General features: G+C 72.8%; 8 protein-coding genes. 5 read left to right on the top strand and 3 right to left on the bottom strand.

What is annotated here, in order from left to right; translation table 11 throughout:
* Together CCN42_RS23020 and moeZ are read left to right on the top strand one after the other, a co-directional pair.
* A partial coding sequence (locus tag CCN42_RS23020; RefSeq protein ID WP_086738412.1) for a spherulation-specific family 4 protein occupies positions 1-601 on the top strand: 601 nt, incomplete at its 5' end.
* Positions 602-664: 63 nt separating this feature from the next.
* Positions 665-1,843 (top strand): adenylyltransferase/sulfurtransferase MoeZ, encoded by a 1,179-nt coding sequence (moeZ, locus tag CCN42_RS23015; protein WP_086169161.1) that lies wholly within the window; start codon positions 665-667, stop codon positions 1,841-1,843.
* Positions 1,844-1,923: 80 nt separating this feature from the next.
* On the opposite strand, the gene CCN42_RS23010 is transcribed toward moeZ, so the two are convergent.
* The 3 genes from CCN42_RS23010 to CCN42_RS23000 all read right to left on the bottom strand — a co-directional run bounded on the left by CCN42_RS23010 (position 1,924) and on the right by CCN42_RS23000 (position 8,112).
* The gene (locus CCN42_RS23010) at positions 1,924-3,405 is read right to left on the bottom strand and encodes an alpha/beta hydrolase (protein ID WP_086738409.1); all 1,482 of its coding nucleotides are present in this window, start codon (positions 3,403-3,405) and stop codon (positions 1,924-1,926) included.
* Positions 3,406-3,539: 134 nt separating this feature from the next.
* Positions 3,540-5,084, bottom strand: a complete 1,545-nt coding sequence (locus CCN42_RS23005; RefSeq protein ID WP_086738406.1) for an alpha/beta hydrolase — start codon at positions 5,082-5,084, stop codon at positions 3,540-3,542.
* A 148-nt stretch (positions 5,085-5,232) separates the two neighbouring features.
* Positions 5,233-8,112: a lysylphosphatidylglycerol synthase transmembrane domain-containing protein gene (locus CCN42_RS23000; protein ID WP_086738404.1), complete on the bottom strand. Its 2,880-nt coding sequence runs from the start codon at positions 8,110-8,112 to the stop codon at positions 5,233-5,235.
* A gap of 186 nt (positions 8,113-8,298) precedes the next feature.
* On the opposite strand from CCN42_RS23000, the gene CCN42_RS22995 reads away from it, so the two are divergent.
* From CCN42_RS22995 to CCN42_RS22985, 3 genes are all read left to right on the top strand, one after another.
* A complete protein-coding gene (locus CCN42_RS22995) occupies positions 8,299-8,685 on the top strand; it encodes an MGMT family protein (protein WP_169731510.1) in 387 nt (128 codons plus the stop codon).
* A 257-nt stretch (positions 8,686-8,942) separates the two neighbouring features.
* On the top strand, positions 8,943-12,560 hold the full coding sequence (locus tag CCN42_RS22990; protein ID WP_086738401.1) for a UvrD-helicase domain-containing protein: 3,618 nt from the start codon (positions 8,943-8,945) through the stop codon (positions 12,558-12,560).
* A gap of 105 nt (positions 12,561-12,665) precedes the next feature.
* On the top strand, positions 12,666-15,193 hold a 2,528-nt coding region (locus CCN42_RS22985), incomplete at its 3' end, for an ATP-dependent helicase (protein WP_169731509.1).

Here is a 15,193-nt window from a genome sequence, read left to right as displayed (position 1 = left end):
CGATGTCGCCCACGGCCCCGGCACCCGCCCCGACCCGCACTGTCTGGCGGCGGCCGCCCGGCTGCGCGACGCGGGCGTCCGCCTCCTCGGGCATGTGGACCTCGCCTACGGCGCCCGCGAGTTCGGCGACGTGATCTCCGACGCCCAGCGCTATCTCGACTGGTACCGGGCGGACGGCTTCCTGCTCGACCGCTGTCCGTCCGACCGCGACCCACTCCCCGAGATCCGCCGTACCGTCACGACGCTCCGCACACTGCGTGACGAGCTCCACATCGTCCTCGGCCACGGCACCCACCCCTGCCCCGAGTACGCCGGGATCGCCGACCAATTGGTGACCTTCTCCGGACCCTGGAGCGACTACCGGTGGTCGCAGACGGCGGAGTGGACCGCCGACCATCCGCCCGAGCGTTTCTGCCACCTGGTGCACGGCGTTCCCCGCTGCCACCTGGACGAAGCGCTGCGCATCGCCCGCTGGCAGGGCGCCGCCACCATCTGGTTCACCGACCGCACGGACCGTGCCGGACGCGCCGACCCCTGGAAGGGCATGCCCGGCTACTGGGACGAAATCGTCTCGCGTGTCGGAACAGGTGTCTCGGAATGAAAAAGGCCGTGGCAGTGTTACGGGGAGAACAACCGTATTGACTGACCGACCAACGGAGTCCCCGTGTCGCTGCCACCCCTGGTTGAGCCAGCCTCTGAGCTCACCGTAGACGAGGTCCGCAGGTACTCCCGCCACCTGATCATCCCCGACGTGGGGATGGACGGGCAGAAGCGGCTGAAGAACGCGAAGGTGCTCTGTGTGGGCGCCGGCGGCCTGGGCTCGCCGGCCCTGATGTACCTGGCCGCGGCGGGCGTGGGCACGCTCGGCATCGTGGAGTTCGACGAGGTCGACGAGTCGAACCTGCAGCGCCAGATCATCCACAGCCAGTCCGACATCGGCCGTTCCAAGGCTGAGTCCGCGCGGGACAGTGTCCAGGGCATCAACCCGTACGTGAACGTGGTCCTTCACGAGGAGCGGCTCGAGGCCGACAACGTGATGGACATCTTCAGCCAGTACGACCTGATCGTCGACGGCACGGACAACTTCGCGACCCGGTACCTGGTCAACGACGCCTGCGTACTGCTCAACAAGCCGTACGTGTGGGGCTCGATCTACCGCTTCGACGGCCAGGCGTCCGTGTTCTGGTCCGAGCACGGCCCCTGCTACCGCTGCCTCTACCCGGAGCCCCCTCCCCCCGGCATGGTCCCCTCCTGCGCCGAGGGCGGCGTCCTCGGTGTGCTGTGCGCGTCCATCGGCTCCATCCAGGTCAACGAGGCCATCAAGCTCCTCGCCGGCATCGGCGAGCCGCTGGTCGGCCGACTGATGATCTACGACGCCCTGGAGATGCAGTACCGGCAGGTGAAGGTCCGCAAGGACCCCGACTGCGCGGTCTGCGGCGAGAACCCCACCGTCACCGAGCTCATCGACTACGAGGCCTTCTGCGGCGTCGTCTCCGAGGAGGCCCAGGCGGCGGCCGCCGACTCGACGATCACTCCCAAGCAGCTCAAGGAGTGGATCGACGACGGCGAGAACATCGAGATCATCGACGTACGCGAGCAGAACGAGTACGAGATCGTCTCGATCCCGGGCGCCCGCCTGATCCCGAAGAACGAGTTCCTCATGGGCTCGGCCCTGGAGGGCCTCCCGCAGGACAAGAAGATCGTCCTGCATTGCAAGACGGGTGTCCGCAGTGCGGAAGTCCTGGCGGTCCTCAAGTCCGCCGGCTTTGCCGACGCCGTCCACGTCGGCGGCGGCGTCATCGGCTGGGTCAACCAGATCGAACCGCACAAGCCGGTGTACTGAGCCGGCCCTGCTCCGGTGACGGCGGGGGCTTCGCGTGCCACAGGTGCGCGGAGCCCCCGCCGGCGTCCGGGGCGGAGGGGTCAGTCGCAGACCTTGCCGTCCTTCGGGACCGTGCCGTCGAGCAGATAGGCGTCCACCGTCGAGTCGACGCAGTCGCTGCCGCTGCCGTACGCGCCGTGCCCCTCGCCGTTCCAGGTGAGGACCACGCCGACGTCCTTGCCGAGTTCGTCGGCCATCCTGCGGGCGCCCTCGACGGGGGTCGCCGGGTCGCCGGTGTTGCCCACCGTGAGGATCGGCGCGGCGCCGGGAGCGCTCACCTCCGGGGTGTCGTGCTGTCCGGGCACCGGCCAGTCGTGGCACCAGCCGGCCGTGTCCCAGCCCAGGAAGCTCCCGAAGACCGGCGAGATCCTCTCGAACTCGGGCAGCAGCGCCTTCGTCTGCGCGGGCGTCGGACGCTGCCGGTCGTCCAGGCACGATATGACCCGCTGGGAGTGGGTCGTGGTGCCGTAGCGCCCCGACGCGTCACGCTCGTTGTAGCCGTCGGCGAGTGCCAGCAGCTCCGAGCCGTCGCCCTCCTCCGCCGCCTCCAGTGCGCTGGTCAGACTGGGCCAGCCGTCCTTGCTGTACAGCGGCAGCACGATGCCGGTGAGGGCGAGCGTCTGGGTGAGCTCGCGGCCGGGGGTGGAGGTGGTCAGCGGCTGGGCGTCGATGCGGTCCAGCAGGTCGGCGATCTCGCGCGAGCCCTTCGCCGGGTCCTGCCCCGTCGACCTCAGATAGTCGTTCAGCGCGCGCTGGAAGCCCAGCGTCTGGTTCTTGGCGTGCCCGACCGCGTCGGCGCTCGGATCGACGACCGCGTCCAGCACCATGCGACCGACCTTCTCCGGGAACAGATGGGCGTAGACGCCGCCGAGTTCGGTGCCGTAGGAGATGCCGAAGTAGTGCATCTTCTCGTCGCCGAGCGCCTGGCGTATCAGGTCCATGTCGCGGGCCGTGTCGGTGGTGGAGACGTGCGCCATCAGCTTCCCGGCGGTCTCCTGGCAGCCCTTGCCGAAGTCCGCGGCGTCCGCGAGGAACGCCTTCTCCTCGGCCGGGGTGTCCGGGGTGGCATCCACCTCGGCTTCGGCGGCCTCGATCTCCTCGTCGTCGCGGCACCGCACGCCTTCGCTGGCGGCGACACCGCGCGGGTCGAAGCTCACCAGGTCGTACCGCTCGCGCAAGGAGGAGACCGTGGAGGCGTACGACGGCAGCATGGACACGCCCGAGCCGCCGGGGCCGCCGAAGTTGAACAGAAGCGAGCCGATGCGGTCGTCGCCGGTCGCCTTGGCGCGGATCAGCGCTATCCCCACCGTCTCGCCCTTCGGCTTCGCCCAGTCCAGCGGCACCTCGAGTGTCGCGCACTGCCACTCGTCGCCGGGGGCGGGGGAATCCGCCGTCGCCTCGCAGCGGCCCCAGTCGAGCTTCTCCGCGCCGTTGTCGGACCGGTCGTCGCCGGGGGAGTCACAGCCCGACACCAGCAGCGCGGCGGCGGCACCGAGCGCCGCCCACCGTACGAAACGAACCATGGAACGATCCCCCCTCGCGGGCCTCCGCATCCCGGCCGCGGATGGCTGTCAGGCCATGGTAGGCGGTAGCCGTCGCGCCCACCCGAGCCTGTGGATAACCTTCTGAGCTGGGGTTTCTCCTCACCCGTGCGGCCTCAGCGGCAGACGGTGCCGGCTGCCGGCACCTTTCCGTCCAGCAGATAGCCGTTCACGGCGTCCTGCACGCACTCGTTCTTGCTGTCGTACGCGCCGTGCCCCTGCCCCTCGTACGTCAGCTCCACCCCGACGCCCTTGCCGAGGGCCTGTGCCATCTTCCGGGCGCCCTCGTACGGTGTGGCCGGGTCGCCGGTGTTGCCCACGACGAGGATCGGCGGCGCACCCGGAGCGCTCACGTCGGGATGGTCGGCGGCGCCCGGCACCGGCCAGTCGACACAGCCGACCATGCCCCAGGCGAGATAGTCCCCGAACAGCGGCGACGCCTTCCGGAACTCGGGCAGCCTCCGCTCCACGTGCGCGGCGTCGTACCGCGGTCTGTCGTCGGCGCAGCTGATGGCGACGTTCGCCGCGGCGAGATTGCTGTACTCGCCGTTCGTCTTGCGTCCGTTCATCGTGTCGGACAGCAGCATCAGGATCTGCCCGTTCCCGTCGTACGCCTGGTCGAGACCCTCGGTCAGGTAGTCCCAGAACTCCTGCGAGTACAGCGCCTGTGCGATGCCGCTCGTCGCAGCGGTCTGGGTCAGCTCACGCGGGAAGATCCCGTCGACGGGCTCGCTGTCGAGGTCCTTCAGCAGCTGTGCGATCCGGTCCTTGACGTCCTGCGCGCTGTCCCCGATCGGGCAGTCCTCCGCCTTCGACACACAGTTCTCGGCGAAGTTGTCGAGCGCCCGCTGGAAGCCCCTGACCTGCCCGAGGGCGCCCTGTTCGGGCGTCTGGGTCGGGTCGACGACGGCATCGAGGACGGCGCGGCCGACGTTCGCCGGGAACAGATGGGCGTAGACGCCGCCGAGTTCGGTGCCGTAGGAGATGCCGAAGTAGTGCAGCTTGTCGTCGCCGAGGACCTGGCGCATCAGGTCCATGTCGCGGGCCGCGTCGGTGGTGCGCACATGCGGCAGCATCTTCGCGGAGTTCTTCTCGCAGGCCGCGTTGAAGTCCTGGACGTTCTCCAGCAGTTCGGTGCGCTCGGCCGCGTCGTCGGGCGTCGCGTCCTGCTGGAAGAAGGCGTCGAGCCGCTGGTCGTTCTCGCACAGCACGGGCGCGCTGCGGCCCACCCCGCGCGGGTCGAAGCTCACCAGGTCGTAGCGGGTGCGCAGTTGCGTGTAGTCGTCGCCGAAGGCCGGCAGCGCGGTGACGCCCGAGCCGCCGGGGCCACCGAAGTTGAAGATCAGCGAGCCGATGCGGCGGTTCTCGTCACCGCTCGCCCTGGCCCGGATCATCGCCAGCCCGACGGTGTCGCCGTCGGGGTCGTCCCAGTCGCGGGGCACCTTCAGGGTGGCGCACTGCCACTCCTCGCCGTTCGGCAGCGGGGACGGGGCGTTGCCGCCGCCCTGCGCCTGGGACGGGGCCGGACAGTCCTTCCAGTCGAGCTGCTGCCGCGTCAGGTCCTCGTCCTCGGCCTCGTCGTCGGAACACCCCGCCAGCAGGGAGGTCAGCAGCAGGGCGGAGACGGTCACGGCGGCGCGCAGCACGGAGGGGTTCGGCATGATCTCATCCTGCGGTGGCACCCGGCGGGGCGCGCGGGGCGCGGGCCGTACGAGGTACGCGTACGCGTACGGGAAGCCGGGCGCGCCACGCGTGCGCGTGCGGCAGCGGGCGACACGGGCACTAAGGCACTACGCGCCCGCCCTCGCGCTACAGCGCGCCCTTGCGCGTGAGGTGGTTGAAGGCGAGCCAGCCCGGGAGCACCGGCAGCCACAGGGTGAGCAGCCGGAACAGCAGGACGGAGGGGGCGGCGACCTCGCTGGGCAGACCGACGGCGATCAGACCGACCGTCAGGGTCGCCTCGACGGCGCCCACACCGCCCGGGGTCGGCGCCGCGGAGCCGAGCGCGTTGCCCGCGAGGAACACGACGGCGACGCTGGCGATGCTGATCGAGGTGGTCTCGTCGCCGAACGCGCGGATCGACGCGTCCAGGCACATCACGAAGCAGGCCGTGAGCAACAGCATGCCGCCGATGCCGGTGAGCAGCTTCTGGGGCCGCTGGAGCACGTCCAGCATGCGCGGCACGACGCCCGCGAACAGCGACCTCACGCGCGTGACGACGAATTTCCGCAGGAACGGCACCGAGGTCGCCACCAGCACCAGCACCGCCACCGTCAGCAGACCCGCGATGACCGTCCGGGACGGCGACAGCGAGGGTGTCTTCTCGGTGCCGGTCAGATAGCCGAAGGAGAGCAGCATCAGGATGTGGCAGCCCAGCCCGAACAGCTGCGAGGCGCCGACACTGGCCACCGCGAGCCCCGGCCGCACCCCCGCGCGCTGGAGGAACCGGGTGTTCAGCGCCACCCCGCCGACCGCGGCCGGTGCCACGATCTTGACGAACGACCCGGCGACCTGCGCCGCCACGGTCCGCGGGAACGGCACCCGCTCCGGCACGAAGCCCAGCAGGCTCATCGCCGCGGCCAGGTAGCTCAGCGCCGAGAACAGCACCGCCGCCGCCACCCAGCCCCACTCGGCGTTGGCCACGAGCGGGCCGAACTCGATGTGCGTGAGCTGCGTCAGCAGGAAGTACGCGCCGATGGCACCGGCGATGAAACTGATCAGCGTGCGCGGCCGGACCCGCTCCAGGCGGGCGGGTTCCACCGGCGCCTGCGGCCTGATCCGCAGCACCTCGTGCCGGATCTGGGTGAGCAGGTCCTCCTCGCGCGCCTCCTCCAGCGCCTCGTCGAGGGCCCGCTTCTCCGCCCGGGCCTGCGCCCGTACGGCCTTCTTGCCGGGCTTCTCCAGGGCGACCGCGGTCTCCTCGTCCCCGGCGGCCTCCGCCCGGGCCAGCTTGGCCTGCCGGGACGCCTCCAGGACCGCCTCGCGCTCCCGCTCGGCCCGCTCCCGGGCCAGCCGGCGCAGTGTCGCGCGCGTGGAGCGGGTCAAGGCGATGGGCTGGAGCATCGGCAGACAGTCGGCCACCGCGTCCGGCCCGAGCACCTCGACGGCGGAGGCCACCGCCCGTTCGGCACCGACCCGCAGGGCGAGCGTGGTCATCAGCTGGGCGACGTCCATGCGCAGCAGCAGGTCACCGGCCGCGATCTCGCCGCCGCGCAGATCGGTGAGGATCACTGTGCCGGAACGATCCACCAGAATCGCGTCGCCGGCGAGCCTGCGGTGCGCGATCCGCCGCGACTGCAGCGCGCGCACCTGGAGCCAGGTGTGGCGCAGCAGCTCGTCGGTGATCTCCTCCTCGGGCAGGGAGTCCAGGGTGCGCCCGCCGGTGTGCTCGTAGACGAGCATCACCGCGTCGGGGCCGAGTTCGGAGGTGGCGATCAGCTTGGGCGCGTTGGCGCCGGCCGCGATGGCGGCGTAGGCGAGCAGCGCCTCCTGCTCGAGGGCCTGGCGCAGCGACTGGAGGCTGCGCCGGGTGGCGAAGCCGCGCAGGGTCAGATTGCGCCAGACCCGGTAGAAGAAGCCCTGCGCCTGCTGTTCGCGGTCGACGACCGTGACGTCCAGCGGTGGGCCGTTCTCCAGGGTGACGAAGTAGCGCCGCCCGCGGTCGCCGCCGTCGGTCGCGTCCGCGGTGTCCTGGCGGGCCGCGCTCACCGGGCGGAATCCGACGGTCCGCAGGCCCGCCATCAGCGTCCGTCCCGTGGGCCGGACATTGGGCGAGCCGACCGCGTACAGCGTGCCGTAGGCGACGGTCCAGCCGATCAGCACCGTCAGGATGATCGAGAACGGTGTGGTGTAGCCGGTGACCAGCATGGAGAACGCGTCGAGGAGCAGCACGATCCACAGCACCGCGCGCCAGCGCGGTCTGCGGGACATGCCCACGGCCGTCATGTACGCGATCACCGGCGCGAGATAGCCGTGCACGGGGTCGGTGAGGGCGTTGATGTCGCCGGGGGAGGGCTGGGTCAGGGCCTCCTGGATGGAGCCCGGGGCGGCTTTGGCGACCCAGAGGTCGGTGGCCAGCGTCACACCGTGGGCGAGGACGGCCGCGAGCACGCCGTCGGCGATCCGCAGCCCGTCGCGTTTGATCAGCCGCTCGATCGCGAAGGCGACCGGGACCAGCAGGATCGCGATGCTGGAGGCCAGCCCCGCGATCTTGATGAGCAGGTCGGGAGCCTGGCCGGTGCCCTTGGTGATGTCCTGCTCGAGGCCCGAGGTGGTGCCGTGCGCGAACGCGGCGATCGCCAGCAGCACGGCGACGGCGAGCACGCCCACCAGGAGCCGCATCAGATCCGACGGGCGGTGCACGCGCGCGGGGAGGAGCGGTTCGTCGCCCTCGACCTCGTCGGTGGGGGCGTCCGGGTCGTGGCCGTCGGGACCGCCGGGGCCACGGGGACTGTCCGGGCCGTGTGGGCTGTCGGGGCGGTGGGGGCCGGCGTGCCCCTTGTGGCCGCCGGGCCCCGGGGCGCCGGGGTCTCGCTGACCCCCGGTGGAGTTCCGCGGCGATTCCTCGCCGGAATTCCTCCGCGGGCCCCGCCCGTCCGCGCCCTTGGCGTCCGCGTCGGCGGTGTCCGGGCGCGACGACGCATCAGAGGTGCTGTCCGCGCCCTCCGGGTGCACACCCTGCTGCTTCATCGTCTCTTCTTGATCTCGTATCACCAGTCACCGCCCGCACGATGGTGGCATGCTCCACCGACACACGGGGGCATCAGGGTGCAAACGCGGGGGCGCACAGTCTGCCCGAAGCACCGCTCCCGGGCGAGGGTCACGCACGGTTGCGGCAGCGTCACATTGTCGGTGGCATGCGGCAGGATGGGACGAATGAGCGAGGAGAGCCTTCCTGAGGACGCCCGCGCGGAGTACACCGACGCCTTGCCGGAGTACGCCGAGCGTGTCCTCGACGTCACGGAAATGATCCCGCCCGGACGCGTGATGACGTACGGCGACGTCGCCGAGTGGCTGGAGGAGGGCGGACCGCGTCAGGTCGGCCGCGTGATGGCGCTCTACGGCGGAGCCGTCCCCTGGTGGCGCGTCGTCCGCGCGGACGGCGTCCTGCTCCCCGGCCACGAACTGCGCGCCCTGGCGCGGTACCGCGCGGAGGGCACGCCGCTGAAGGAGGCGAGCCGGGCCGCCGACGGCCACCTGCCGCGGCTCGACATGCGACGGGCGCGGTGGGACGGCGGCGAACGTGCGAAGGGTCACACCTGACAGCTTCCGCCATCGGCCGCGGCCGTGGGGGGCGTCTGATCCGTACGGGGGAAAAAGGGCACGTCCGTGGCATGACGTACGTTCGAGGGGCAGGGGACGCAAGGGTCCGGTGAGCCATAGGGAAACAACCGGAAGCCCTGCTTCCGCCCCATTCGTCGGCGTAGCGTCGGCTCCACGCGTCCCCCTCATCCCGCGGCCACCGCCGTCCCCGCGCGGCGATCGGCCCATCCGCACACCCACCAGGACCGGCGAACCACGTGAGCTCCTCTTCCTCCACCAGGCGCCTGTCGCACCCCGCGGTGCGACAGGGGAACCGTGGCGCTTACCGGCTCGTCCGCACCCTCCCGGCCCGACCGGATCCCCCTCTTCTGGACGCCGCACAGCGCGCCGTGGTTGACCACAGGTCCGGCCCGCTGCTCGTGCTCGCCGGTCCGGGCACCGGCAAGACCACCACGCTCGTGGAGTCCGTGGCCGCGCGGATCGCCCGCGGCGCGGACCCCGAACGCATCCTCGTGCTGACCTTCAGCCGCAAGGCGGCCGTCGAGCTGCGCGACCGCATGGCCCTGCGCATGGGGGCCGCCCGCGCGCCCCGCGCGACCACCTTCCATTCCTTCGGCTACGCCCTGGTCCGCGCCCACCAGGACAGCGACCTGTTCGTCGAGCCGCTGCGACTGCTCTCCGGCCCCGAGCAGGACGTCACCGTCCGCGAGCTGCTCGCCGGGCAGCCCGACCTGGAACGGAGCGGACTCGCCCATGTGCGCTGGCCGGACGAGCTGCGCGCCTGCCTGACCACCCGCGGCTTCGCCGACGAGGTCCGCGCGGTGCTCGCCCGCACCCGTGAGCTGGGCCTCGGCCCGGACGCCCTGGACGCCTTCGCACGGCGCATCGGCCGTCCCGACTGGCAAGCCGCGGCGGCCTTCCTCGCCGAATACCTCGACGTCCTCGACCTGCAAGGAGTCATCGACTACGCCGAACTCGTCCATCGCGCGGTGCTGCTCGCCCGCCGCCCCGAGGTCGCCGCGCGGCTCGCCGGGCAGTACGACGCGGTGTACGTCGACGAGTACCAGGACACCGACCCCGCGCAGGTACGGCTGCTGCACGCACTCGCCGGGGGCGGTCACACCCTCGTGGCCTTCGGCGACCCGGACCAGTCGATCTACGCGTTCCGCGGCGCCGACGTGAACGGCATCCTCGACTTCCCGCACGTCTTCCCCCGCACGGACGGCCGCCCCGCGCCGGTCCGGGTCCTGCGTACCTCCCGCCGCTCCGGCGCCGGCCTGCTGGCCGCCACCCGGCTGCTCACCCAGCGCATGCCGCTGACCCGGCTCCCGGCCGAGAAGGTCCGCGCGCACCGCGAGCTGACCCCCGTGCGGGACGGCGGACGCGTAGAGGTCTACACCTACCCGACGCCCGGCACCGAGCTGGACAACATCGCCGACATCCTGCGCCGGGCCCATCTGGAGGACGGCGTCCCCTGGAACGACATGGCCGTCCTGGTGCGCGCCGGTGCACGCACCATCCCGGCGGTCCGCCGCGCCCTCACCGCCGCGGGCGTCCCGCTCGACATCGACGGCGACGACCTGCCCCTCCGGCACGAGCCGGCGGTGGCGCCGCTGCTGACCGCGCTGCGGGCGGTGGCCATGGCGGAGGCCGGCCACCCGGGCGCTGGTTCCGAGGAGGGTGCCGCTTCCGAGGGGGGCTTCGCTTCTGAGACCGCACCGGGGGAGGCTGACCCAGAGGGGAGCGACTCGGAAGACACCGCCCCGGAGGAGACCGCACCGGGGGAGGCTGCCCCGCAGGGGAGCGCCCCGGAAGAGGCCGCCCCGGGGGAGGCTGCCCCGCAGGGGAGCGCCCCGGACGAGACCGCCCCGGGGGAGGCTGCCCCGCAGGGGAGCGCCCCGGACGAGACCGCCCCGGAGGAGACCACAGCGAGGGAAACTGACCCGGAGGGCGGCACTCCTACGGAGACCACCCCGCAGGACCAGCCTCCCTGCTGGCTCGACACCGAGACCGCCCTCACCCTCCTCGCCTCCCCCCTCGCCGGCATGGACGCCGCCGACCTGCGGCGCCTCGGGCGCGCCCTGCGCGAGGAGGAGCGTGCGGCGGGCAATCCCGTACCCCCGCCGTCGGACGTGCTGCTCGCGCGGGCGCTCGCCGAACCGGAGCGCCTGGTCGCGCACGACCCGGCGTACGCGCGCGGTGCCCAGCGCCTCGGCGCGTTGTTGCGCACGGCGCGTGAGCGCCTGGCGCGTGGCGGTACGGCCGAGGAGGCGCTGTGGGACCTCTGGTCGGGCACGCCCTGGCCCGGGCGCCTGGAGCGGGCCGCCCGGCGCGGAGGCGCCGCCGGCCGCAACGCCGACCGTGACCTGGACGCCGTCTGCGCGCTGTTCGCGACCGCCGCCCGCGCGGAGGAGCGCACCGGCGGACGGGGCGCGCTGAACTTCCTGGAGCAGATCGAGGCCGAGGACATCGCCGCCGACACCCTCACCCGGCGCGCCCTGCGCCCCGACGCCGTGCGCCTGATGACGGCGCACCGCGCCAAGGGCCTGGAGTGGCGGCTCGTCGTCGTCGCGGGCGTCCAGGAGGGCCTGTGGCCGGACCTGCGCCGCCGCGGCTCCCTGCTGGAGGCCGACCGCATAGGCCGCGACGGACTCGCCGAACCGCTCACCCCGGGCGCGCTGCTGGCCGAGGAGCGCCGGCTCTTCTACGTCGCCGCCACACGCGCGCGGGAGCGGCTCGTCGTCACCGCGGTGAAGGCCCCCGCGGACGACGGCGACCAGCCCTCCCGCTTCCTCACCGAACTGGGCGTCGAGCCGAAGGACGTCACCGGCCGCCCGCGCCGGCCGCTGTCGGTCGCCGCGCTGGTCGCCGAACTGCGCGCCACGACCGTCGACCCGCGCGTCTCGGAACCGCTGCGGAAGGCCGCCGCCCACCGGCTGGCCCGGCTCGCCGCACTCGCCGACGAGGACGGCCGGCCCCTGGTGCCCTCCGCCCACCCCTACCGCTGGTGGGGCATGTTCGAGCCGACCGAGAGCAAGGTGCCGCTGCGCCACCGCGACCAGCCCGTCGTGCTGTCCGGCAGCGCCCTCGACCAGCTCGCCAACACCTGCTCCCTGCAATGGTTCCTGGGCCGCGAGGTGAAGGCCGACGCGCCCGCCACCGCCGCCCAGGGCTTCGGCAACGTGGTGCACGTCCTCGCCGACGAGGTCGCCTCCGGGCGCACCCCGGCCGACCTGGACGTCCTCATGGAACGCCTGGACTCCGTCTGGGACGCCCTCGCCTTCGACGCGCCGTGGAAGTCGGCGCAGGAGAAGGAGCACGCGCGCGTGGCGCTCGAACGCTTCCTGAAGTGGCACGTCATGGACCGCACCGGACGCACCCCGGTGGCCAGCGAGCACGACTTCGACGTCACGCTGGAGGCCGGGGACTACGAGGTGCGCATCCGCGGCCAGATGGACCGCGTCGAGGCGGACGGCGAGGGGCGGGCCTACGTCGTCGACTTCAAGACCGGCAAGCAGGCGCCCAGCGCCGCGGAGGTGGCGCGCCACCCCCAGCTCGCCGTCTACCAGCTCGCCGTCCGCGAGGGCGCCGTCGACGACGTCTTCGACGGGGTACGGCCCGAGCCGGGCGGCGCCGAACTCGTCCAGCTGCGCCAGGGCGCCGCGAAGCGGGACGGCGGGGAGACCCTGCCCAAGGTGCAGGCGCAGGAAGCCCTGGAGGGGGCGGCGGGGGAGTGGGTCGGCGAGCTGCTGGCCACGGCCGCCGGCAAGGTGCTCGACGAGCGGTTCGCGCCGACCACCGGCCAGCACTGCACGCACTGCGCGTTCCGGGCGTCGTGCAGCGCCCGGCCGGAAGGCCGCCACGTCATCGAGTGAACCTTCGGTGTGACGATCCGCACCACCCGTGCTGACCTGGGCTTCCTCACTCCCCGAAGACGATTCCGGCATCGACTGTCAGTGCCCGCCGCTAGCCTCTCTGGGGTGCCCGCACGTATCACCGACCCCGAGCAGCTCAAGGAGCTCCTCGGCATCCCCTTCACCCCGGAGCAGACGGCCTGCATCATCGCGCCGCCCGCCCCGCAGGTGATCGTGGCCGGAGCGGGCTCCGGCAAGACCACGGTGATGGCGGCCCGCGTGGTGTGGCTGGTCGGCACCGGCCAGGTCGCACCCGAGCAGGTCCTCGGCCTCACCTTCACCAACAAGGCCGCCGGTGAACTCGCCGAACGCGTCCGCAAGGCGCTGGTCAAGGCGGGCGTCACCGACCCCGACATCATCGACCCGGACAATCCGCCGGGCGAACCGGTGATCTCGACGTACCACGCCTTCGCGGGCCGCCTGCTGACCGACCACGGCCTGCGCATCGGCCTGGAGCCGTCCTCCCGCCTGCTCGCCGACGCCACCCGCTACCAGCTCGCCGCGCGCGTGCTGCGCGAGGCCCCGGGCCCCTATCCGGCGCTGACCCGCTCCTTCGCGGACCTCGTCAGTGACCTCCTCACGCTCGACTCGGAGCTGGCCGAACACCTCGTACGCCCCGAGGAGCTGCGCGCGTGGGACGCCGGGCTGCTGCGCACGCTCCAGGACGTCAAGCTCACCAACGCCGACCTGCGCAAGGTCCCCGAGACGGCCGCGGCGCGGCGGGAACTCGCCGAGCTGGTGCTGCGCTACCGGGCCGCCAAGCGGGAACGGGACCTGCTCGACTTCGGCGACCAGATCGCCCTCGCCGCCCGCCTCGCCGAGCTGCCCGAGGTCGGGCGCCTCCTGCGCGACGAGTTCCGCGTGGTGCTCCTCGACGAGTACCAGGACACCTCGGTCGCCCAGCGCGTCCTCCTCGCCGGCCTCTTCGGCGGCGGCACCGGCCACCCGGTGACCGCCGTCGGTGACCCCTGCCAGGCGATCTACGGCTGGCGCGGTGCCTCCGTCGCCAACCTCGACGACTTCCCCGAGCACTTCGCGCACGCCGACGGCAGCCCCGCCACCCGCCAGGCGCTCAGCGAGAACCGCCGCAGCGGCGGCCGTCTCCTCGACCTCGCCAACGGCCTCGCCGGACCCCTGCGCGCCATGCACGCGGGTGTGGAGGCGCTGCGCCCCGCCCCCGGCGCCGAGCGCGACGGCGTGGTCCGCTGCGCGCTGCTGCGCACCCACGCGGAGGAGATCGACTGGATCGCCGACTCGATCGCCCACCTGGTGAACACGGGCAAGGCGCCGGGCGAGATCGCCGTCCTGTGCCGTACGGCGACCGACTTCGCCGAGATCCAGGGCGCGCTCGTCGCCCGGGACGTCCCCGTCGAGGTGGTCGGCCTCTCCGGACTGCTGCACCTGCCCGAGGTCGCCGACCTGGTCGCCGTCTGCGAGGTCCTCCAGGACCCGGGCGCCAACGCCGCCCTCGTCCGTCTGCTGACCGGCCCCCGCTGGCGCATCGGCCCGCGCGACCTCGCCCTGCTCGGACGGCGCGCCCGGCTGCTGGTGGCCCACGCGCGCGCGGACGCCGGCGACGACCCCGACCGGCGGCTCGCGGAGGCCGTGGAGGGCGTCGACCCGGCCGAGGTGATCTCGCTCGCGGACGCCCTCGACACCTTCCTGGAGACCCCGCTGGAGGGTGGCGGGGACGACGACGGACTGCCCTTCTCGCCGGACGCGCGGGTGCGCTTCGCCCGCCTCGCCGCCGAGCTGCGCGACCTGCGGCGCTCGCTCTCCGACCCGCTCATGGACGTGCTGCACCGCGTCCTCGCGGTCACCGGTCTGGAGGTGGAGCTGTCGGCGTCCCCGCACGCGCTGGCCGCCCGCCGCCGCGAGACCCTGTCGAACTTCCTGGACGTCGCCGCGTCCTTCGCCGCCACCGAGAGCGAGGCGTCACTGCTGGCCTTCCTCGGCTTCCTGCGCACCGCCGCGCAGTACGAGAAGGGCCTCGACAACGCGCTGCCCGGCGGCGAGAACACCGTCAAGGTGCTCACCGCGCACAGGTCCAAGGGCCTGGAGTGGGACGTCGTCGCCGTCCCCGGCCTGGTCACCGGCACCTTCCCGAGCGCCCAGGGCCGCGAGAAGTGGACCGCCCAGGCCAAGGTGCTGCCGCACGAGCTGCGTGGCGACGCCGACACCCTGCCCGACGTCGAGGCATGGGACTCGCGCGGCATGAAGGCCTTCCACGAGGCCATGAAGGAACACCAGCACACCGAGGAGCTGCGCCTCGGCTACGTCACCTTCACCCGCCCGCGCTCCCTGCTCCTGGGCTCCGGGCACTGGTGGGGGCCCACGCAGAAGAAGCCGCGCGGCCCCTCCGACTTCCTGATGGCCCTCCACGACCACTGCGCCGCCGGACACGGCGAGATCGAGGTCTGGACGGACGAACCCGCCGAGGACGACGAGAACCCTGCCCTGCACCAGACCGCCGCCGACCAGGCCTGGCCGCTGCCCCTGGACGACACGGCCCTGGCCCGCCGCCGCGCGGCCGCCGAGACGGTCCTCGCCCACCTCGACGCCCTCGCCGCCGCCGAGCACGGCCGCCCGGCGGC

Source organism: Streptomyces glaucescens (genome assembly GCF_002154375.1).
In the GTDB taxonomy this organism is placed as follows: Bacteria; Actinomycetota; Actinomycetes; order Streptomycetales; family Streptomycetaceae; genus Streptomyces; species Streptomyces glaucescens.
The sequence above is the reverse complement of the archived record's forward strand: the minus strand, read 5'-3'. Positions and strand labels throughout refer to the sequence as shown.